The organism is Siminovitchia acidinfaciens, from assembly GCF_003605385.1.
Lineage (GTDB): Bacteria > Bacillota > Bacilli > Bacillales > Bacillaceae_C > Siminovitchia > Siminovitchia acidinfaciens.
This window is the reverse complement of the sequence record NZ_QYTV02000001.1, coordinates 469,102-491,369: the sequence shown is the minus strand read 5'-3', so window position 1 is coordinate 491,369 and position 22,268 is coordinate 469,102. Positions and strand designations below refer to the sequence as shown.

At 42.0% G+C, this 22,268-nt stretch carries 19 protein-coding genes and 2 pseudogenes; 13 read left to right on the top strand and 8 right to left on the bottom strand.

Going from position 1 to position 22,268, the window contains the following annotated elements; all coding sequences use genetic code 11:
* Positions 1-10 precede the first annotated feature (10 nt).
* From D4T97_RS02230 to D4T97_RS02220, 3 genes and pseudogenes are all read right to left on the bottom strand, one after another.
* Entirely contained in the window at positions 11-934 is a 924-nt protein-coding gene (locus D4T97_RS02230; RefSeq protein WP_126047222.1) for a 5-oxoprolinase subunit C family protein, read from the bottom strand.
* Positions 935-981: 47 nt separating this feature from the next.
* Positions 982-1,695, bottom strand: coding sequence for a 5-oxoprolinase subunit PxpB (gene pxpB, locus D4T97_RS02225; protein WP_164525440.1), 714 nt, complete (start codon positions 1,693-1,695; stop codon positions 982-984).
* Between the two features lie 48 nt (positions 1,696-1,743).
* A pseudogene (locus D4T97_RS02220) lies at positions 1,744-2,025 on the bottom strand (aminotransferase class III-fold pyridoxal phosphate-dependent enzyme); the annotation flags it as partial.
* Between the two features lie 443 nt (positions 2,026-2,468).
* Between D4T97_RS02220 and D4T97_RS02215 the strand changes: the two are divergent.
* Positions 2,469-3,254: an SDR family NAD(P)-dependent oxidoreductase gene (locus tag D4T97_RS02215; RefSeq protein WP_126047218.1), complete on the top strand. Its 786-nt coding sequence runs from the start codon at positions 2,469-2,471 to the stop codon at positions 3,252-3,254.
* A 77-nt stretch (positions 3,255-3,331) separates the two neighbouring features.
* Positions 3,332-3,705: pseudogene (locus D4T97_RS02210) on the top strand (hypothetical protein); the annotation flags it as partial.
* A 190-nt stretch (positions 3,706-3,895) separates the two neighbouring features.
* Here D4T97_RS02210 and D4T97_RS02205 read toward each other — a convergent pair.
* Complete coding sequence (locus tag D4T97_RS02205; RefSeq protein WP_126047216.1) at positions 3,896-4,837, bottom strand: response regulator; 942 nt, start codon at positions 4,835-4,837, stop codon at positions 3,896-3,898.
* Positions 4,838-5,352: 515 nt separating this feature from the next.
* Here D4T97_RS02205 and D4T97_RS02200 point away from each other — a divergent pair.
* Entirely contained in the window at positions 5,353-6,768 is a 1,416-nt protein-coding gene (locus tag D4T97_RS02200; protein ID WP_126047214.1) for an FIMAH domain-containing protein, read from the top strand.
* A gap of 377 nt (positions 6,769-7,145) precedes the next feature.
* On the top strand, positions 7,146-9,743 hold the full coding sequence (locus tag D4T97_RS02190) for a M14 family metallopeptidase (RefSeq protein ID WP_126047212.1): 2,598 nt from the start codon (positions 7,146-7,148) through the stop codon (positions 9,741-9,743).
* Positions 9,744-9,835: 92 nt separating this feature from the next.
* Here D4T97_RS02190 and D4T97_RS02185 read toward each other — a convergent pair whose 3' ends face one another.
* Positions 9,836-11,182 (bottom strand): ATP-binding protein, encoded by a 1,347-nt coding sequence (locus D4T97_RS02185; protein ID WP_126047209.1) that lies wholly within the window; start codon positions 11,180-11,182, stop codon positions 9,836-9,838.
* A 338-nt stretch (positions 11,183-11,520) separates the two neighbouring features.
* Between D4T97_RS02185 and D4T97_RS02180 the strand changes: the two genes are divergently transcribed.
* On the top strand, positions 11,521-12,756 hold the full coding sequence (locus D4T97_RS02180; RefSeq protein ID WP_126047207.1) for a dicarboxylate/amino acid:cation symporter: 1,236 nt from the start codon (positions 11,521-11,523) through the stop codon (positions 12,754-12,756).
* 370 nt (positions 12,757-13,126) lie between these two features.
* On the top strand, positions 13,127-13,258 hold the full coding sequence (locus D4T97_RS20865; RefSeq protein WP_268920388.1) for a hypothetical protein: 132 nt from the start codon (positions 13,127-13,129) through the stop codon (positions 13,256-13,258).
* Here the strand turns inward: D4T97_RS20865 and D4T97_RS02175 are convergent.
* Both D4T97_RS02175 and D4T97_RS02170 read right to left on the bottom strand, forming a co-directional pair.
* On the bottom strand, positions 13,252-13,488 hold the full coding sequence (locus D4T97_RS02175) for a cold-shock protein (protein ID WP_126048026.1): 237 nt from the start codon (positions 13,486-13,488) through the stop codon (positions 13,252-13,254). The genes D4T97_RS20865 and D4T97_RS02175 overlap by 7 nt on opposite strands.
* Positions 13,489-13,783: 295 nt before the next feature.
* Positions 13,784-14,032, bottom strand: a complete 249-nt coding sequence (locus tag D4T97_RS02170; protein ID WP_408021582.1) for a RyR domain-containing protein — start codon at positions 14,030-14,032, stop codon at positions 13,784-13,786.
* Between the two features lie 475 nt (positions 14,033-14,507).
* On the opposite strand from D4T97_RS02170, the gene D4T97_RS02165 reads away from it, so the two are divergent.
* From D4T97_RS02165 to D4T97_RS20370, 6 genes are all read left to right on the top strand, one after another.
* Entirely contained in the window at positions 14,508-15,914 is a 1,407-nt protein-coding gene (locus D4T97_RS02165; protein ID WP_126047203.1) for a dipeptidase, read from the top strand.
* A 493-nt stretch (positions 15,915-16,407) separates the two neighbouring features.
* Positions 16,408-16,917 carry a DinB family protein gene (locus D4T97_RS02160; protein ID WP_126047201.1) on the top strand — a complete coding sequence of 170 codons (510 nt, stop codon included), beginning with the start codon at positions 16,408-16,410 and terminating at the stop codon, positions 16,915-16,917.
* A 368-nt stretch (positions 16,918-17,285) separates the two neighbouring features.
* Positions 17,286-17,615: a hypothetical protein gene (locus D4T97_RS02155; protein WP_126047199.1), complete on the top strand. Its 330-nt coding sequence runs from the start codon at positions 17,286-17,288 to the stop codon at positions 17,613-17,615.
* A 749-nt stretch (positions 17,616-18,364) separates the two neighbouring features.
* Positions 18,365-18,832: a DUF3995 domain-containing protein gene (locus D4T97_RS02150; RefSeq protein ID WP_126047197.1), complete on the top strand. Its 468-nt coding sequence runs from the start codon at positions 18,365-18,367 to the stop codon at positions 18,830-18,832.
* 130 nt (positions 18,833-18,962) lie between these two features.
* A complete protein-coding gene (locus tag D4T97_RS02145) occupies positions 18,963-19,727 on the top strand; it encodes a hypothetical protein (RefSeq protein ID WP_126047195.1) in 765 nt (254 codons plus the stop codon).
* Between the two features lie 182 nt (positions 19,728-19,909).
* Positions 19,910-20,074: a hypothetical protein gene (locus tag D4T97_RS20370; RefSeq protein ID WP_164525439.1), complete on the top strand. Its 165-nt coding sequence runs from the start codon at positions 19,910-19,912 to the stop codon at positions 20,072-20,074.
* A gap of 181 nt (positions 20,075-20,255) precedes the next feature.
* Here the strand turns inward: D4T97_RS20370 and D4T97_RS02140 are convergent, their stop codons facing one another.
* Positions 20,256-21,113, bottom strand: a complete 858-nt coding sequence (locus tag D4T97_RS02140) for a class I SAM-dependent methyltransferase (RefSeq protein ID WP_126047193.1) — start codon at positions 21,111-21,113, stop codon at positions 20,256-20,258.
* 355 nt (positions 21,114-21,468) lie between these two features.
* On the opposite strand from D4T97_RS02140, the gene D4T97_RS02135 reads away from it, so the two are divergent.
* The gene (locus tag D4T97_RS02135; protein WP_126047192.1) at positions 21,469-22,017 is read left to right on the top strand and encodes a hypothetical protein; all 549 of its coding nucleotides are present in this window, start codon (positions 21,469-21,471) and stop codon (positions 22,015-22,017) included.
* The last annotated feature ends 251 nt before the right edge of the window (positions 22,018-22,268 follow it).

Sequence of the window (22,268 nt, the reverse complement as noted above, 5' to 3'; positions counted from 1 at the left end):
CCCTTCCCTATTAACAAGTCGCTTGTAAAATCCGAAAGTCATGTTCCTGCTTTCTTAGCTCTTCCTGTGCTTCCTCTATTGGAATCTCAGAGAAAGTGATGGTATCCCCCGGCTTTACCTGCCCAAGCTTCGGAAGGTCAACGGCAATTACTCCCCCGATTTTGGTGTAGCCGCCGATACTCTGCCTTCCGACAAGAAAAATAATGGGCTGTCCATTTTTGGGCACCTGGATGGCCCCGTAAAAAATACCTTCCGAAATGATATCAGCCGAATCCACATGTTCAATAACAGGGCCTTCCAGCCTGCATCCCATTCTGTCCACTTGTTGTGTAACCTTGTAAGTGGAGGAAAGGAACGTTTGAATTCCCTCTTCTGTAAAAGATTCATCCTGCGGTCCGAGAATTACCCGGATCTGGATATCACTTGTATACTCGGGGATAAGGTCATCAGGCAGGCGTCTACCCTTCAGGCGGTCACTTGATTTCGGAAAGACCCGGAGAATATCCCCTTTTTTCAAAGCCCTTCCTTCCATTCCACCTATTTTTCCAACAAGATCAGTTGCCCTGCTTCCCAATACCTGTGGAACATCAAAGCCTCCGGCCACCGCCAGATATGACCTGCATCCCGAGCGTGCGCCCTTGAATTGGATTACGTCTCCCTCTTCTACTTTGATAGACTTCCACATCGGCACCTCTTTTCCGTTTATATCCGGACTGAGGTCACCGCCGGTGATGGCAATGATTCCCGGTTCTCTCACGAGCAATTTCAGCCCCATGAGAGTCACTTCCAACAGTGCTGCCTTTTCATCGTTTCCTACTATAATATTGGCCATTCGGTGGGAATACCCGTCAGCGGGTCCCGATACCGCCAATCCGTATTTTTGATAGCCGTGCCTTCCCAAGTCTTGGATTGTCGCCAACAACCCCGGCTTCAATACTTCAAATATGACAATCTCCTCCTTTCCCTTGTTGCATCATCCCTTTATGCGATGGGAAGAGTGATGTTCCAGGTTTCATTGTTTTTTTCTATTTCTTTAAACTCTTCTTCAGTAATTGCCTCGAAAAACACCCTGTCTCCCGACTCCAGGAGGAAAGGATCCTCTTTCTCCGGGTTGTACAAGCGCAAAGGCGTACGTCCGATCAGCCGCCAGCCGCCGGGACTCTGAACAGGATAGATTCCAGTCTGGTTGTTGGCGATCCCTACACTTCCTGCGGGAATGGAAACCCTTGGGGAAGGCAGCCGCGGCGTACTAATTTTCTCCGACATACCTCCCATAAACGGATAGCCCGGAGTAAAACCCAGAAAATAGACCAGATATTCTCCTCCTGAATGGATGGAAATGACCTCCTCCGGACTTAGGTCGTTATGTTCGGCCACATCCTCCAAGTCCGGTCCCCATTCGCCGCCATATAAAACAGGAATGTGAACCTCTCGCCCGCCGGATGAACCGGCGGGCGAAGCATCCTTTCCCCATCCCTCCAGCTTTTCCTGCACCTCCGCAAAGGAAAGCTTCACAGGATTGTAGTGAATCAGCAAAGATCGATAACCGAGAATGACCTCGCCCAGACCATTGTCCGATTCCTTCTCCGCCAAATGGGCAAGCTGACGTACCATTGCGTTTGTCTCTTGATCAATCTTATTTTCAAACTCGACCAGCACAGCCTGGTCACCCGCTGGCTTACATATAAAAATCATCGATTATCACCCTAGCTCTTTTTCGTCTTAATAGAAGTTCGCGCGTTCGAATCCCGCTTTGAAATTCTTCACCTTGCCGGTTAAGTACATCGTCATATATGTTCTGCCATGGAAACCTCTATCAAAAGAGATGATCCTCGGACGTCCTGTATAGCGTCTGGCTATCTTGATGGCATTCTCAACCACATCCGTCACTAATGCGCCAGAAGCTTTCAGCGTGCCAATCGGGATATTCGTAGAGAGGCCATTCGGAACAGCCTTCTGCCGCGGATTTAACAAAGCCTGCGAACTCGGCCCCGATACCGGTGTGTTCAACTTGATAAATTTCAAGAGAGAATCCCCCTTTTAATAAAAACATGATAACCCTAACATTATCCTTTGAGCAAGACGCTTTACTGTTTCACTATACGAACCACCATTTCAATTTATGAATTCAGTATAGCAACCGTTTTTTCTAATTTCAATTTATTTATAATATTTCATAAAAGACTTTTCCCGGAAACTTTCATAAAAACTTTTCTCTCCCTTTTCTTCATGCGATGTAAAGGACCAAACACTTTACAAACGATTGGGGATCGATTCCACTCAGCTCACAACACCCTACACAGACAACTTCCTCCAACCTCCTAATTTTTTCAATAAAGCGCTCGCAAAAGGTAGAAAATGATACTATAATTGCCTTAACATATTCAGAGAAAAAGTTTTCCAGGTCCAAATACAGGAAAGAATGTGCCATTTCGGAAAACATTCATTTACAACTGGAGGGTTACAGAATGAGATTACAAGATAAGGTAGCAATTATTACCGGCGGAAGCCAAGGAATAGGTGAAGGGATTGCCCGGACGTTCGGCAAGAATGGAGCAAAAATTGTTATCGCCGATGTGAACGAAGAAACAGGTAAGCAAGCAATTGATCAGTTTGTAAACGAAGAAATTGACTGTCTTTTCGTCAAAACGGATGTCAGCAGCGAAGAGGATGTAAAGAACTTGATCAGCACAGCTTCCGAACATTTTGGCGGTCTGGACCTCCTCGTCAATAATGCCGCAGTCAATATCCGGAAATCAGCTGTAGACACCTCTTTTGAAGAATGGAATAAAGTGATCGGCGTCAATTTGACAGGAGCTTTCCTCTGCTCGAAATATGCAATCCCTGAGATGGAAAAGCGCGGCGGCGGAGCCATTGTCAATATCGCTTCCTGGCATGCGGAGAAAACGATCACAAGACTGGCAGCCTATGCAGCTTCCAAGGGTGGAATGACGGCCCTTACAAGACAGATGTCCCTTGACTGCGGTCCTTTAAATATCCGCGTAAACGCAGTATGCCCGAGTTCAGTTGACACTCCACTGTTGCATCAGACATTCGCCAGCCTGGAGGATCCTGAAACAGCGTTTGAAGAAACGCTCAGATTCCAGCCGATGGGGAGAATTGGAACAGTGGACGACATTGCCAACGCCTGCCTGTTCATGTGTTCGGACGAAGCCTCTTATGTCAGCGGCCAGACGCTCATGGTGGACGGGGCAGCCATCAACAAAATCGCACGCCCATTGATGTTTGACTAATTCCTGTCTTCCTTTTACCGCTAGACCATTGAATGTAGAAAGATATTCCTAGTCAAGGATGGTCCAAAAGAATACATATGATGTCATTGATCCTTGTGAATGTATTCGGGCGAAAGAAGCTGTTAAAAGACAAGAAAAGTGGAATCATCCATGTGATGTTTTTCTATGGTTTTATCCTGGTGCAGTTCGCGCACTTGATTTCATGATCAAAGGGATTGTCCCTGTTGCCCATCTGCCGCTCGGCAGCTTGTACGGTGGCTTCAAGATTTTTCAGGAAATCGTGACCCTCATGATCCTGGTGGCAGTTGTCTGGGCTTTTTACCGCCGTTATATCGAAAAGCTTGTACGCCTGAAGAGAGGCTGGAAAAGCGGACTTGTTCTCATTTTCATTTCCGCTCTGATGGCTTCCATCCTAATTGGCAACGGAAAATGGGCTGCCCCTCATGCTTCCAGAACATGTTGAGTTATTAAATCATCTTAACGTTGATTTTACACGTGTACAAAAAAACCATTGGACGAGCAAGATTAAAATTTAATCTAACCCGCAGAGCTAATTGCGGGTTTTTTTAGTTTCTTATATCTTTGTAGCCCAGGCATAATAACATTTCTATACTGCTTCTATTTCTAACTCGCCTCCTACCTTACCTGCCTTCAAAAGCTAGACGCTTTGCTTCATAATAAAGCACTTGGATAAATCTTTTCGTATTAATTCGGGTACCAGACGTTGATGGTGTGGATCCGCTTTTTATTTCCATCATTCTTTGTCGAACAACTTTGAAATCAAAGAACTTGGAGGCGTAGTCCTGGAACGTCGGATTGGCAAAATCCGTAACCCCAAGTGCAGCCAGGTGATTCAATGACTGGTAAACGATCCTTCGAACACGCTGCTGGGAAGCTTTGACCTCCCTGCTGATTCTGGAATGGGATACAGTGGAACCAAGTTTTGTTTGGGCAAGGAAAATAAAAATATCTTTGAGTAAGGGAGGGTCGGCCTTGTACCCTTCATTCTCTTCACTTTCATGTAAAAAGTTTAAAATTTCCAATAAATCTTCACAGCCGTTTTCCCCAATCACTCCTAATTCTGATAAAAGAAATCGACCGGAATCAGTAAGTTTATCTTCCTTTTGAGCGCTTCTCTTTTCATGTAATTGTAAGCGTGGCCCTACGTTCATAACGTTACTTAATGACTTATGTATATTAGCAATGGATCTCTCTAATTGGATCCGTTCGATCACCTTTTTTATCACTGTCAGCACTTCAAACCTATTAATCGGCTTCATGACATAGTATTCTATTCCAAGAGAATAGGCCTCGGCTATTAATTCCTTCGTTTCCACCTGCGAAATCATGATAAATTTCCCCGGGAACAAAGGGCCGATTTGGCGGATCGTTTCTATCCCATCCCTCATAGGCATTAATAAATCAATCAGTACGATGTCTACCTTTTTCACGTGTAAAAAGGGGATATCGACTTGAGCGCCATTTTCTGCTTCCCCAACCATTTCCCCCAAATCCTCATCTTCGATAATTTCTGCCAATATGGAACGGATTGCTTCATCATCATCAACGATATAAAAATGCATATGCACCCCTCCTGCCTGAGAGATTACTAATAATATTAGACACTTCTCTTCATAATCCTTTATTCCCCATTAGTTTTTGACTGTAAAAACCCTAAGCAACTCCAGACAATCCCCACTGTAATCCTTAAGATACCCGCCAATATAACCAATTGACTGCATTACCTTGATATATTGTAGATTGCTGTATCATCATGTAGTTCACTATGTATCATTACTTATATTTGCAACAGGTACATTCTTAAAATTCAAATGAAAGTGAGGGGAATATTTTAATGGCCTGCCCCCTGTCATGACCAACGGGGGAAAAAGACGGACAGCGAAACGGAGGAGATAAACCTAAAAAAATAATGTATTTGAGTTTCTACCTCATCACTTTTCTGATTATTTACAATATAACCACACTTATTGCGTCGAAGTTAGCAAATAGGGATTCAGCATAAAACCTCTTGATCTATTACTGAGGCCAATTTAGAAGTTTGTCTTAAATTGTATATTCATATTTAAGGAGGATAATTATGAAAACCTTTGTGAAAAGGGATATTTGGAAAAAATTGATGTTTTTTGCTGCGGCTTTACTGTTAATGTTGGTCCCGGTAAGTGAAATATCTGCTCAAGCTGAAAAAGATTCAGTTGACCGGGATTGGATGACCAATGAAGAATTTCTCCAAAAACTAGACGATATTGAAAAGGCTAGTTCCGGAAGGGTTAAGGTTGACGTCGCCGGCCATTCATCACAAGGAACTGAAATCATGTCTGCCCGTGTGGGTACCGGTGACCAAGTGTTATTAATCAATAGCAGCATACACGGCAACGAAAAGAGTGGCGGCGAAGCAATTGTGGAAATATTAGACTACCTTGGAACGAGCGATGACTCCTTCGCACAGTCTGTCCGTGACAATGTTACGATCGTTACCATTCCGCGTTTAAACGTTGACGGTCTCGAAATCCCGCAAAGACAGAATATATTTCCGTGGGAAGAGGTTGTTTCTGTCTACCCACATCTTGCTGGTGCAGCTCAAGCTTGGCACTACAATGCGAGGAATCGCGGCTTTGACATCAATCGTGATTTTCATGCTGATTTGAACTATCAAGTAGTACCGGAAGATTTACCTGGAACCACTCTAGATTTTGGTTTTTTCATAACTAAAGAGGCCCAACTCCTTAGAGATCTTTATGTAGATTTGCAAAAGGAGTTCGGTAAAGTCGAAGCTTTTGTCGATCTTCATCACATGGGTACTCCAAAACTTAATAAAACTGGTGAGGAAGTTACAATTGCCATAGATTTCCCGCCATTAGGACCAGAAGATAGTACAAAATATGATGCTTGGCCATTATTGGATCAGGATAAGTCCAAACGCTACGCGCTGGCTGCAGCTCTTGGCGTAAAGGAATTCTCAGATAAAGAGGAACCTGGTGTATCTCAGTATATTCACTTCCAGGAACGTGATTATCCTGGACAAGCCAGATCTGCCTTTGCTCTTAATGGATCAGCAACGGTCCTATTCGAAATGCCTGGACAACAGCCTCAATTTGGGTATGACCAAGACCTGGTTAATCGCGTGGAAAACGGATTATGGGGTATGATTTCGCGCATGGCTGATGGTTCTATCGATGATTTGAATGGCGACGAATTTCTGACTGAAGTACCAAGGTATTGGACAGACAACATCACTGACATGAGAGATGTTTTGGAACGCTTTACAAAAGAGGGGCAATTAAAGAACGCTGGCCTTTCCCGTGCATTAGCGAACGACTTAAAGAATCTGGAAGTTTATGAAAAGCAAAAGAATAGCGAGAAAATGGTCAAGCACCTGGAACAATTTAAAGTTGCTCTTGATAAACAGAGGGAAAAAGAACTGATCGAACGAGAGGCATATAACAGACTCAACAGCGATGCTAACACACTACTTGAAAGGTGGAAAAAGAAATAGTTTTATAGATTTGCGAGATTAGCAATTAAGCACAGCTGCCCTGGCACTCAAATAATCCCCACCTGGTTTTCAGCTGGGGATTTCCTTGGGAACACGCTACCTCCGTCGCTGACTATAGCAGGATTATTTTGTCCGTAGCATCGACATTGGGAAGCCGGCTGCTGTTGTCGCATTCAGCTCAGCGAGTAGTGCAGGAACATTGACAGTAACGTTTAAACTTACACAATAGCCTGAGAAAACAAATCAAAGAAACAGAACGACATTCCAGAATCATAGGAACAGCAGCATATTTCTACTGTTTAAACAATTTATATCACGGATTCAGGCTTTAAGAATCATTGTTGAGTAACTTTAAAAAAATTTTGGGAGTGAAATGAATGAAAAGAACAATGGTTGCCTTTTTATCAATGATTCTCCTAATTTCCATCGCGACCAGCTCATTAGCTGACAACAACAAAGAAAAGCCTAAACCTGCTGCCACTACTGTACTGGAAGAGGAAGAGCTTGTAAGGATTTTAGCACCTGGCAGCGATGTCTTGGATACTCTGCAAAACAAGGGTTATGATCTAGCTGGCGGTGTCAAGCGCGTGCCCGACGGCATTGAGGTAGATGCCTTACTGACAAAAGAACAACTTAAAGCACTGCCTGAATATGGCGTCCTATTAGCAGATGATCCAAAACGGGCAGCTCCCAAACAAGCACAGCGTTCATTAGCAGCGACACCTGCTAAAGATAAAGTCACGATTGGGAGAGTAGACTGGTTCACCACGAAAGGACAAGGTTTCTTGTCAGTGGAAGCAAAAACGACTGCAGAAGATGGAGCAAATCTGACGCTGCATTGGGGTGACAAGTCTCAGAGGATGGAACTATACAGAGATTCTGGTGTTTATATGTACCACCGAGTGCTTGCGAAAGTCGACGGGCCCCGGCCGGATACGATCAAAGTTTCCAGCTCGCTCGGCACTGAGAGCAGCGCTGAGGTAAGGGATTGGCTCTATCCTGTAGAAGCCGATATTGACCGTTCCGGATACAAGAGCGGCTTTGCCGATGAATACAAAAATCCGACACAGCTGTATAAACGGATTGAAGAGCTGGCTGCGGAACATCCCGAAATCACCGAAATTATTGAGCTGCCGAACAAGACGAACGGCTATCGCCGACACGCACAGGCTCAATTTGGTAATGGAACAAGCGGTGCAAACGGAGATCTCAACAGTACTTTCTATGTCACGTCGAAAAAATACGGTCATGAAGGAGGCAATGACGTTTCCGTAGCGCTGGATCGCCAGTCAGACGGGGACAACACTTCGGTGTCAGTCAACGGGAACGAAATCACCGTACATCTGGCTGCCGACAAAAATGACCCAAGCAAAATTGGAACGACGGCAAAAGAAGTAGTTGATGCCATTAATGATGACGCGAAAGCCAGCTCATTAGTAAGCGTAAATCTGTATCGCAACGGAAATGGCAGTGGAATTGTAAAAGAGTATGCAGCAACTAAGCTGTCCGACTTCTTGAGTGCACCGGAGGAGATTTCCCGTGAGCCATATACAATCAAAGCCCTTCGCATAGGCAAGCATAGTGATGGCTCAAAGCCAGGTGTTCTGATTCAAGCACAGGATCATGCACGGGAATGGGTAACTCCCCTTGTAGCACTTGAGTCAGCAGAAAGACTTCTGGCAAACTATAAAACTGATAAAAAGACAATAGAGATCGTCGATAACGTAGACATTTTCATCATTCCGTCCAATAACCCGGATGGTTCCCACTATAGTTTCTTTGACCGAAATGCACAGCGACGCACTATGACCAACCACTGCGGTCCGGAAAATGGAGACCCGGGACGCCGGCATAACTGGGGAGTCGACCTAAACCGTAATTTCTCAGTCGGTTCAGTTTACGACGGGTTTTCAGGAGGTTCAACTGTATGTACATCCGATACGTACGCCGGGCCTGGAAAGTTATCTGAGCCGGAAGCTCAGAATGTTGTCTGGCTTGCAGAAAACTTCTCAAACATCAAGTTTTTTATGACCGTGCACAGCTATGGTGGCCAATTGTTCTGGCAGCCTGGTTCTTACAAAGCGGACGGCCGAATTACAACACCGCGCCCTCCACTTCGTGACGAACAGTACTACTGGCAGATGGCCGAGCAAATCCTATCAAATGTTAAAGGCTTGCGTGACTCTGTTGTTCAGCCGCGCAACATCGGAGGCTCTTCGGATGTACTTTATTCCTCTGCAGGTAATGTTCGCGAGGAACTGTATAACAATTACGGCATCTTCGCATTCGGATGGGAAGTCGGCGGCGAGCAGTGGGATCCAGACGCTCAGAGATGGCTGGCTCCAGGTGGATTCCAGCCTGCATGGGAGGAAGGAAACCTTCAGTACCAGGAATATGCCAGCGGTGTCATCACAATGTTTGAAATTGCAATGGAGTACGGGCGTGATAACGAGCCGGCCACTACAGAAATCGAACAGGATAAACAGCCGGATGGTTCCGTAAATATTACATTCTCGCAAAATAAACCGGCCAGCATTCACTTTACGACTGACGGCAGTACACCAACAACAGATTCACCAACCTATGAGGCTGCAAATATCCGTGAACCTGGTAAAATCATCAAAGTTTACGAGAATACCACGTTCCGCTGGATTTCTGTCGACGTTAAAGGCAACGTCGAGAAGGAACGAAGTGTCGATGTAAAGCTTGAAGTAAGTGCGGCTAGTATGAAGAAGCTTATTGAAAATTTCCAGGATGAAGGGGAGTTTTCAAATAACAATGCTGTCAAATCCTTGTCAATGCATCTGACCGCCCTAAGCCATTACGAAGAAAAAGGATTAACGGAAAAAGCCCATAAACATATGAATGGATTCAAAGTGTTGCTGGACAACCATAGATCAAATAACTTCATCTCCGAAAAAGCCTACAATATATTGCAGGCACACGCAGATTATTTGATCAACCAGTGGAAATAGTGGCTAGGAATAGAATATCCCTCCATTTTGGAATGGAGGGATTTTTTGGGGGTCTGACCCCACTTCGCTAGACAGGCACTTACGCTTTTCTCTTATGATTCCACTTTTAATTCAACGGCTTCTTGCAGGTACACATACTGGTCTTCCGCATGATCCATTGATTGAACTAGACTCATAATGGGCAAGCGTATTTTAAAACAAGTTCCATCAATCTCCGGCTTGCTTTGCATCGCAATTTCCCCTTCAAGGCTTTCAACAAGTTCTTTTACATAGGTAAGCCCAATCCCTGTGGACAATTTTCCAGCATCATCGTATTTGGTCGTAAATCCCGGTTTGTAAATTAACCGTCTGTGTCTGGAGCCTATCCCAGGGCCGTTATCCCTGATCTGAAATTCAACCATTTCCTCATATTTGGAAACATATATATGGATGGCTCCCTCCTCTTTAATCGCCTCTATCGAGTTGATCACAAGGTTATTGACGATGGAGAGAACCTTATACACATGATACTTCGGATGTTCTCCAATAATATGATAAATAATTTCAATGTTCTTCCCCAACAACTGCGCGTATTTCTGGTTAGCCTGCGCTGTAATGCTCATCAGTTCATGTGTATCCATATATTCCGAGAAGCCTTCATCTGATATGAGCTTTGACAATCCCGAATAGATTCTTTGGTTATCTTTTTTCACTTCATGGCTCTCCCCCGCAATCTTGAGGGCAATTTGACAAAGCCTTTCAATTGGCATGGAAGTATGTTTAGCTTCAACTTCTTTTAAAAGCTGATATAAATTATAGGCTTCCTTCGTGACATTCTCACTGTTTTTCAAAGTCTTATGTAAGTGAATCGCTTCCTCGTACAGGTTGGAAATAATCATGACCAGCTTGGTATTCAGTTTTTGCATCTCCTCTTTCCTCAATCGGGCTTCGTACAACATGATTAAATTAAAAAAGCCCACGGTAAAAAAACCCCGGAAAACGGCGATGATACTCACTTTACGAATGTCCTCGTAAGTCACAGGTGATTGGAAAGCAATGTATTGAGAAGTCAGCTCGGCACAGCTTGCTAAAATATCAAACAAGACACCCAAAGATCCGATCAACAAAGGGCGCCGATAAAAGCGGTGAACTTTTAAGAAGTAAAATAAACACCCAAAGGTAAAGTAATAGAAAAAGGTCGGATAATGAACCTGAAAGGAATAGGGGAAATGTTGAATATCTATTAACGTACGAAAAGCCACTACAGAGAATCCAACAAAAACACCCGATAAAATGGCCGGATACCTCTGCAATATCAATATGAAAAAGAAAAATGTCGGCATTCCAAAACTTACTCGAAAAGTGTTGTTGAAAGGATAGAATTTTAGTTCACCAGCAAGCGGAACGATGATTAACATTAAAATAAAAATTTGCATATTTCTATTTTTCGATAGACTCAAAGCTGGTTCACTTCCTCCTTTCGGCAATTTCTTTAAGATGTAAAATATTCCAAGATCATTTTGTTACTTTTCGTATCTTACTGTAGTTCGGATTTTATAATGGAAAAACAAATTTGTAAAGGAGTTGTTAAAATAGTGTGAATCTTTGGTTATAGGTCTTAACATGAGAATTTCCGGAAATTTACAGAATCAAAAAGCTCTTAGTAGGTTTTCGGGACTAAGTAGTCAGTTTCCCTTTGCTTGAAATCCTAGTGTCGAAATTGACTCGCTATGTAAGGAAGGCTTGGCTGTCATGCTTTTTTGCTCCGAACGAACAAATTGAATGAGGAGGAAATATGATGAGGAGGATTGCAAGATTAGGACTATTAACTCAAATTTTAATAGCTTTTGTAATCGCTGTCATTTTAGGGGTTGTTTTTGGACCTGCTATCAATGTTGTTCAGCCTTTGGGCGACCTGTTTTTACGACTCATCAAGTTCATTATTGTACCGCTCATCCTGTCGACTCTGGTAATGGGAGTGGCAAGTACAGGTGATATTAAAAAATTAGGAAGAATAGGAAGCAAAACCATCGCGTACTTCTTAATCACTACATTTGGCGCGGTTTCTATCGGATTGATTCTTGGCAGTATATTTTCTCCAGGAAAAGGGGTCAATATTTCCGTCCCCTCCGAGGCGGCACCTCCCCCTGAGACAGAAGGCGTCATCAATATTTTATTAAACATTATCCCGACTAACCCTATTGCCGCTTTGACAGAGGGCAACATCCTGCAAATTATCTTCTTCGCCATTTTCATCGGGTTAGGTATAACAATGGTGGGGAAAAAGGCGCAGCCACTGCAGGATTTCTTTGTTGGACTGTCCGAAGTCATGCTCAAGATCACCGGAATCATCATGAAGTTTGCCCCCATCGGCATATTCGGTTTAATGGCCCCCATTATCGGGGAATACGGGGCTTCCGTTTTGCTTCCTTTGATCAAGCTGGTACTAGCTGTAGGAATCGCCTGCATTTTTCATGCAGTGGTCGTCTATTCCCTTGCGGTAAAAACCTTTGGGAAAATGAGTCCCATCAAATTTTTCAAAGGAATCTTGCCTGCCAGCCTGGTAGCTTTTAGCACACAAAGCAGCTCGGGAACTTTACCTGTGACCATGAAAAGCTGCGAAGATAACCTGGGTGTTTCCAATGAAGTCAGCAGCTTCGTCTTACCGCTGGGTGCAACCATCAATATGGACGGAACCGCAATCTACATGGGCGTCGCAACCCTATTTATCGCTCAATTTTACTCCGTGTTATTAACGTTTGAGCAAATACTTCTGGTCATTCTTATCGCTACCCTGGGATCGATTGGAACTGCTGGGGTACCAGGTGCCGGATTGGTCATGCTAACAATGGTGCTAGCAGCTGTTAACCTTCCATTGGAAGGCATTGCCCTCATTGCCGGAGTAGACCGTTTCTTGGATATGTTCAGGACTTCTGTCAACGTTACGGGCGATGCTTCAGCAGCTGTGATCGTCAACACTTCGGAAAACAAATTGAATGTGCCCTTGGAGCAAAGTACCAATAAAGTGGTTTAGCGCTAGAGACAACTATACAACTCACTGAGTTTGCTCCTAGAATAAATTGTCACTTTATAAAGTGGACATTCTGCCGAAGAAGTATCACTTTTTCCATTTATGCAAGCCCAAAAAATCAGACTTGTTGTTTTTTGGGCTGCTTAATTCTGTTTGAATCCAGCTAAAAGCGTTTATCGGAGTCTCAAGGTCTACTCTACTACCCCAAGACCCTGAAATAGCTTCCTAAAATGAGTATCTCACAAAGGAAATCCATTGTAGGAATCGTTCTATCCGATATAGGATCGGTGAAGAAAATAAAATATTGATAAATCGTTTACGGAGCGAAATCAATTTGCCGATTAGCTGAATAATAATGATGATGGTCCATAATATGAAAAAAGACGATGACCGAATCGAAGGTCAAGGGTTTATGTTTTTCTCAATGATTCGTTTAGGCGAAATAGATAAAATGATGCACAAAAAAACAGACCCCGTAACAGGGCCTGCCAGTTTCAATCAGTAAACTTTTTGAACGTTTGTAGCTTGCGGGCCACGCTGTCCTTGTTCAACATCAAAAGTTACACTTTGACCTTCGTCTAAAGATTTGAAACCTTCGCCTTGGATTGCTGAGAAATGTACGAATACGTCATCTCCCGCTTCCTGCTCGATAAATCCAAAACCCTTGTCAGCATTAAACCACTTAACTTTACCTTGCTCAAATACCTTAGACGAAAACCAAAAACTCTTCTCAATCCGAAAGAGAGCAAAAATAACTCCTCTTAAGAGTAACAGACCGTTAGATAATTAGCAAAATATTCCGAACGCAATTTCCGACAAAACAGGATGAATACTAATGGTCAAATGGGTGCTATATTAAGGGTTCCAACATTGTTTACTTCTAGAATAAGCCAAAAAGGCTTTCCGTAAATTCAGTCAAAATTGACTTTCTGGAAAGCCTTGTACAATGGTAACCTCTGTATGGCATGCTCCCTGACATGTCACCTATCTTTTTGAAAATAATAAGCGGCTTTGTCATGCATCTATGTTTCTACCTTCTCCTAATCTCATACCCCAATGATATGACCGTTTTTAATGTTTCCATCGCTGTATTTCTAACATAGTCTTTCTCATCTTCTTTTAATTGTGAATAAGGAAGCAAATTCGGATGATGCTTTTGCTGGTCATCCCGTTTTTTACCGTATGTCCAGCCCTCATCCACACGCTGTAAAGCCCACACTTCATGACTGTTTTCGGCCTGCTCTCTCAGCTCCATAATTTCCTGCGGCAAAAGCCACATGATCTGTGTTCAAAGGCTGCGGGTGATAATTTACAATAGAAGATTTTGAAGAAGATTTGATCAAAGAGCATTTAAAGGAGAGTAAAAAAGGGGCTGAGGATCGGAACTCAGCCCCTTCACTTTTTAGAATCCTTCATGGCAGTGGCGACTGGACATGACGACTTGGCGGTCACTTCCCTCGCCCCAAATTTCAAAGCAAAATCAGTAAAAGGCAAAGTGTTTCTTACACGTCCTTATAACTAGTATCATTCAATTTATTTTTTTTCCTCCAACTCTATGAAAAATTACCCCCTATTAAATTACATAAGATTGACGAATGCCGGTACATTCTCACCCCACTATGAAAAATATCCTTCCTGTCCCTGATCCGTTTCGACTATTAACATCATTTTAATAATCCAATATTTCGCCCTATATAAAACCTTAAGTCGGAATAGTATAATTATTTGTAATATATGTAAAAGGAGGAACTATTTTGAAGAAAAAACTGTTTTACCTTGTACTGACAGTTCTTTTTGTCCTCTCTTACTCTACTTCAGCCTTGGCTAAACCCGCATCGCCAGAAGAAATACATTTTAATTCTATCATCACGGACGGCCATAGCGACACCATGAGCAATGTTGTTGATTCTAGCACTTGGCTTCCAAAGGTGGATATCGGAAATGGTACACCCTTTGAGGTTGACATACCGAAACTTCAGGCAGGAGGTGTAAACGTTCCTTTCTTTGCTGCCTATACATCCGGATACTATAATAATACCCCTCGAAGCATCAGCCGGACGCTTGCCTTAATCAATGCGTTATATTGGACGGAGAAAAACAATCCTGACACCTTTAAAATTTCATCTTCTTTAAAGGAAATTGAAAAAACAGTCCATGCTGGTAAAATAGCCGCTGTCCCAACAATAGAAGGTGCCTATTCTATGGATGAAGAAAATGCGATTGAGCTTTTGCATCAATATCGGGACCTGGGCGTTACATCGATCGGCTTTAACTGGAACTATTCCAATGCCCTTGGTGAAGGAGCCAACAGACAATACAATGATCCAAACAGAACCCCTTCAGAAGGCGGCTTAACGGAGCTTGGAGCTAACGTTGCAAGGGAAATGAATCGTTTGGGAATGGTGATCGATGTATCCCATATGGCCGAAGGTACATTTTGGGATGTCATTCAAGTTTCCGACGCGCCTATTATAGCCTCCCATTCAGGTGTTAAAGCCTTAAAAGACCACCAGCGAAACCTTTCAGATGACCAATTGAAGGCTCTGAAAGAAAATGGTGGTGTCATCAACATCGTATTCTATCCAGCATTTTTGACAAACAAACCTAACACTTATATTGCAGACGTTGTCGATCATATTGACCACGTTGTGAAACTGATTGGCATCGATCATGTCGGGCTCGGTTCAGATTATGACGGCGCCACCCTGCCAGAGGATCTCCCGGATGTATCCCACTTGCCAAAATTAACAGAGGAATTAGTGAATAGAGGCTACACAAAGCAGGACATAGAAAAAATCCTTGGAAAAAATATGCTCCGTGTCTTGAAGGAAGTAGAGAAGGCAGCTGAGCATGATCCTGCGAATGTCGGCACAGGACTTACAATCACTCCAACATATGAAATGGGTGAAATCATTCAGGACAGAACGCCGGTCCTTACAGCAAAGGTTGCCGCAGATAATGGGGCAAAAGCTGATGAAAATAGCCTAAGAGTAATTGTTGACGGCATCCCATATACACCTGCTTTTGACCATGAAACATCTACTATTTCATTGGCGCTAAATGAAGGCTTAAAAGAACGATTCCATGTTGTCACCTTTGAAGCAGCAAACAATGCCGGAAAAGTTACAAGGGAAACGAGAATCTTTTATATTAATGATTAAAGAGTCGGAACAGGATGGTTAGAGCATCCTGTTCTTTTTCGTTACTTGGAAACTTTATTCTTATTAACGGAGACGAATCTAGAGAATCAGTGTATCTAGCATTTAGGTAATGTATGTTTTGGCAGTATGTTTATTAATTTTTATGAATCACTTTTTTTAAAAAAACCATATTATACACTAATATTCAAACATAATTTTAAAATTATACTGATTCAACAAACGGGCCATTTAATGCAATAACTTTTTATAGGAAAGTGGAGATTGTGAAAAACTGTACTTAAGCTAACGGGCAGGTTAGTGGAATAAAAAATGAATTAATCCATTATTATCTTATGTTAACTGCATAAATCAGTTGTACAGAGATAATAAAGTTGTTTAATTTGCAATTATTTTGCGGTAATGAAATTAAATGTCAAAAATAAAGGAAATATCTTTTTGACAGTCGAATATTAGCCTAGAACCATACTTAACTATTCCGATGAGGAGGATTCTTGTGCGTCCACGACCATTATTTATTGAAAATCCAGAGCATGATAGGTATGTTAGTCTTGTGCCAGATGGAGATATTGAAGAAATACTTAGTAAGCAACGAACTAAGACCATTACCCTCTTAAGCAGCGTATCAGAGGAGTCAGCAAGGAAGGCGTACGCACCAGGGAAATGGACTTTAAAAGAAGTGATTGGGCATATGACCGACTCGGAACGTGTGATGTCGTATCGAATGCTTGCCATTGCACGAAATGAAAGTGCACCACTCCCAGCAATGGATCAGGATCAATACGTTTCTGCGGCAAACTTCAACAAATTATCCTGGGAGCAGTTACTAGTTGGTTTAGACACGGTACGCTCCAACACGTTAAGCCTTATTTCAACCATTGATGATGCAGCGTGGGTTCGTAATGGAACCGTAATGAACAGCCCAGTTTCAGTAGGTACCATTGCATATGGCATTGTCGGGCACGAGTTACACCATATGAAAGTGATTAGTGATAAATACTTATAAGTCTTTTTCTATTAATGAAAAACCTAATTTCTCATTTTTTGCTGAAAAATTAGGTTTTTTAATATTGAAACTCCCTTAACGTTGTAAATTCGGAATTTTCCTGACGCTATTGTACGGAGATAATAAAGTTGTTTAATTTACAATAAAGTCATTAAAAAATAATAATGTTGTTTAAAAATCCTTATGTCACTAACTGGCAGATTTGCTTAATAAAGTAAAGGACGAAAATCAATGACCGAAAGGCATTAGAAATCTTTTTAAACTAAAAATCTGTTGGTATTTGTTCTTTATTAAGCATTGTTTCGTTCCCTAGAAAGAACTATAATTAACTTGTTAATGCAAATTTTCCATATTAGGAGCTGAGCTAAATGATTAAAAAAGTATTATTAACCTCTGTTTTATTTTTATCTTTTGCTTCTCCCTCGTTCGCGCATTATTGTTATGTTGAGAAAAAGCCAAGTGGTGCAGGAGCAGTAACTCTAGAAGAATTAGAAGCTGCAAAAGTTAATCCAAATGGTAAGCCGATTATAAAGGGCGCATTTTTACAGATGGATTTTCTACCTGAAGGTACAACGGATTTAAATGGTACCCCTGTTACAAGTGATGTCTTCATTAGGAAAACCCTTCCAGAAGGTGCAATCGCTACAAATGGAAAAGAGCGCGGAGTCAAGCATTATGTTATCCCAGATGGTGATTAATAAATTTTAGGCTATCTGATTCCTTTATATTTAGATTGACGATCTTGGTATATTTTTAAACAAAAAATTATTGCACTAATGGGCGCTTTACTTCAATAACGATATTCAACAATCGGGCGCTATCCTCGAACAAGGATAAGCGCTTATTTTTCATTTTAGGGCCAAATTGTGGAATAAGTTAGATCTAATAAGATTGTGAAGAAATATACTTAATTTAAAGAAGCTGTTTAGTGGTACAACAAATGATATAAGCAGAGGAGAATATTATACTTAGGCCATCTAACATTTGCTCCGATAAGAAAGGAATATACGACATTGTTCTAGATAAATTTACTTTTCCTTGAGTGGAATGATCAATGATTCGATGATGCCGAGGTAGATACCTTCATGCCAAGTGACAAATCGAGGCTGGGCTTCAACCGTATCTAACATTTACGAGCGGATATCGAGAACCTCGGCGGCAGATGGCACGTGATTGTTCCAATCATCTTGATGTGTGCCGTCTAAGAAAAGGCCTTTCCATTCCGAGTGAGTGATTCCGTAAAAAAGAGACTCCTATATTTAGGAATCTCCTGGTACATTTTGATTAAACTTTTCTTCGAGTATTTGTAACGCTTCATCAATCTTCTTTTCGTTAAGTGCTTTTAACTCCTTTTTTAATTTATTATATTCTTCTTCAATCCAGTTGTGGTATTCAGGAATTATGCCTTTTCTTTATGTTTAACAGCCATTTAGGGGAGTGTTTTCCAATGCAAAGGAATTATTGGTTCATAGCTTTGGGTATTGTTTGGACTATTATTTTTTCAGGTATGAGCTTTTATTGGGCAATGGGTGGCTTACTTGGTGTTAGATCTCTAGGAGGGTCTATTTATGAGATGTCCCAAAACCCTTCCCCCTCGTTTATTATGATTGTTTGGCTGACCGGTTTTATTAAATTACTTGGGTTAATATTATTGTTAATACTTCTTGTTCAATGGAAGAAGCCTATAATAACCAAAATTCTTTATTTCGTTGCAAAAATCGTAGGCTCCTTATTGTTCTTATATGGATTTCTTAATTTCATTACAATTACATTAAGTAAGTTTAATATTTTAGACTTTGATTTAGATTCATATGCAACTTTTTGGAGGTTAATTTTCTGGGAACCTTTTTGGATGATCGGTGGAGTTTTTTACTTTTTTTCTCTTAAAGGAAATAAATCTTTGTTCAACTACTGAGGGATTTTCTTTAATAAGCTATTCTGAGACCCTCTTCCAGAATAGGGCGCTTTAACGGAAGGAACACCACCCTAATTTTAGCGAGCCATATAATTGAACAACAGAATAAAATATAAACAATAATGGGGGAATGAAAAAACAGATGAAGAAATGGATAATTACTTTAGTGGTTGTAATTGGGGTGGTTATATATTTTGTTTGGCCTAAAGCAAGGTTAGAAAAACCCATTGTGATGTCCGTTCAATTTGAAGAAGTAACTAAAACACTAGCAGTTTCATATATAGTTGATCAAGATGATGAAACGTATGTAATGGAAGTTGGACATGGCACAAAAGGTTTTTATCCCCCCCGAACGAACGGAAATTGGGATATGGAAACTAATTTTACAAAAGTATTGGCAGTACAAAATGGCTATGAGCTACGAGAAGACGTAGTTGAACTAACAGATGACCAACTTGCTTACTTTCTTTCCCTTGAAGGTCGTGCGTTGCCTGTACAAATTTCATTTGATAACTATTCCCCAATTGAAACAATACTTGTTCTCATGATGAATAACGAGGCAGTTAATACGACAAAGAATGGCAATACACTTCGCTATACGTATACATCCGAGAAAGATGTAACAATTGATTCAATTGGTCATTATGATAGTGTAGCAACGATTTCCTTCGAACAAAATAATAGGGAAGTTTTTTTCCCCCATAGACTTACGCAAGGAAGTACAGTAGATATTATCATCCATGAGCCATACAAACTTAGTTCAAAGGATATGATGCTGCTTGAAATTAGAACAACAGAGGATCAGTCAGTTACGAGGAATATCTTAATGACTGAATCTATTCCTAAAGGATACTTAAAGCAAATTGTGAAAGAGTCAAATGCTAATAGTGATTGAAGGCGTTAGTTGAACTCTACTAATACCTCCTTCAGGCTTTCATTAAACGTCGTGGGAGCTCTATCTGTCATTCTACTAGGGAGCAATCACATGAACTTATTCCAGAATCGGGCGCTATTGCTGAATAAAGTTGGTCAAAAATCATAAAGGGTATTGGTTTTATTAAGGATGTGGCGGAGTAAATGAGGAAAGTAAATTGGTATTGGTTTTTTATATTTATTGTAATGATGACAATCGTTGGTTTTCTTTTGTTTGATAATATGGCTTCAAAAATCATATTTGGAATTGCTGTAGGTGGCATATTTGGTTGGGTCTTTGCCATTAATAAATCTAAAAACAAGCAGTGATGTTTACAATACCGAAGACGATGTTTGCAACGAAATTTGAGTCGTATCTAAACCAAAAGCCGGTAAAAAGTATGTGGAGTGAAGAGGATTGAACTTGACGACTAAGCGGGAGATGTTTTCGGTGCTGTTAAAATAGGAACGGCAGGCCTTGGCCTGCCGCTTTGTTCATAAGTATGCACTTTTAGGTAGTCGCTACCAGGAACTCCTCTCCGCTCAGCAGCCGCAGACCATCTGTCCGGCCAGTGAAATAGCGCTTGTTCAGATCCGCTGCGGACACATGCCGGGCCTCCTTAAAACCTGCCTCCCGCGCCATATCTAGCATTTCCTGCGGCGTGAAGAAGCTGACGAAAGGTGTTCCGCCTTCTTTCGCTCCCTTCCTTGACGCTTCCATTCCCGGACGCAGCTCAGATTGAACAAGCTCCGGTGGTAGAATGAACGTCATGGCCAGCGTGGAGCCAGGTGCGAGTCCCGCCACCTCTCGCAAAGTGGCCGCGACCGCATCTTTCGTGAGATACTGGGTGACACCGGTTGAAGCCACGACAGCCGGACGCCCCGCATCAAAGCCGGCGGCCTTCAGCTGTTCCAACCAAGACTCGTCCGCCTCGAAATCGACCGGGACGAGATGCAGCCACTGAGGGATGTCAAAGCCAAGATCGATCAGCCGCTGCCGCTTCCAGGCCTGCGTGCCGGGCTGGTCAACCTCAAAGATTTGCATATTGGAGGCAACCTCCGGCCGGCGCTGGGCGAAGGTGTCGAGGCCGGCACCAAGAATGACATATTGCATGACGCCACGGCCGACCTGCTCCACAACCAAATCCTCGATGAAACGGGCACGGGCCACGATCGAAGCCCGAAAGCTACTCGTAAACTCCGGGTCCATGTCCGGGCGTTCGCGCCAGCCATCATCCAGATCCGCAAGCCGCAGGCCGACCTCGTCTTCCAGCACATGCGGCGGTGAATCGACCTGAACGTGCAAAGCCCGCCACAACGCAACTCGAACTGCTGTGTGGTCTGGTTCCGTAATTTTCTTATCAGGCACAGTCCTCACTCCTTTTAAATTATTCAAGATTAACCGTATGGCTTGATTTTAATATAACCATGCTGTTTGAACCATCATTTAGAATCTCACAATCATGCGGTTTCATACCTTTTGAAAAAGGATTGCTGCACGTGCGCCCCATCTATTTATGGAAATGGCAGGCACAACAAACGCTCTACAAGTTCTCCTCTTTCTTGGATATTGCTTTGCACTTCTACTTATTATTCTAAGTTTCGGGATGAAAAAACTACTAAGAAAAATAGAGTTGCTGTAATGTGGCGCACCTTTTCTATTGAAAACTACTACCAAATATTAGACAATGTTACCTGCAACTATTTTTTAGGGGGAATATATTTTGAAGAAGCTATTTTTATTACTAGCAGCTGCTATGCTTTTTTTATCAGCATGCGGTGATGAAACAGCTGCACCAGAGAAGGAAGAGCCTAAAGAAGATGTAAAACAAGAAGAGAAAGAGCAGCCAAAAAAGGAAGATAAGGAACAACCAAAAGATGGACCCAAAGAAGAAGATTCGAGCATTGATACCAGTATGTATGAGTACTCAAAGAGTGTGGAAGTAACGGACGCTATTGACATAAATAATTATGTATCACTGATCATTAGAATGAATGATAATCTACAACCTGGGCTGGCATTTCAGCATGCGACAACTCAAACGTATGACTTTTTGCACCAGCCTGCAATCAAAGGGGCTGACAAAGTCGGCATCAATATTATTTTGAATGACAAAAAAATTGCGATGTACGAAGTTGACATTAGCAAATTTCAGCCTAATGATGATGAACCAATGGCAGATGTAGTCATGGAAGCATCAGTTGTAGAGATGATGTCACCAGAAGTAGAAGAGTATGCAAACACTATGGACATACCATTGAATAAAGAATAATCATAATAGCATCTATCCAGTCGGGTAGATGCTATTCTTATGCGTAAGGATTAATGGATCAATGAGTATATATGGAGACTACATTTAACTTGCTGATTTGAGAAAACAACCCGAGCGAAATGTTTTTCCCGTTCAATCAAGTATTTAACCAACTGATTTAACGCAGGGACCCACAAAGAATATTGCAGGTCCTTTTATTAAAAGGAACCAAAACCCAAAAAAGCGAGAGTCTCTAGACCCTCGCTTTTTTG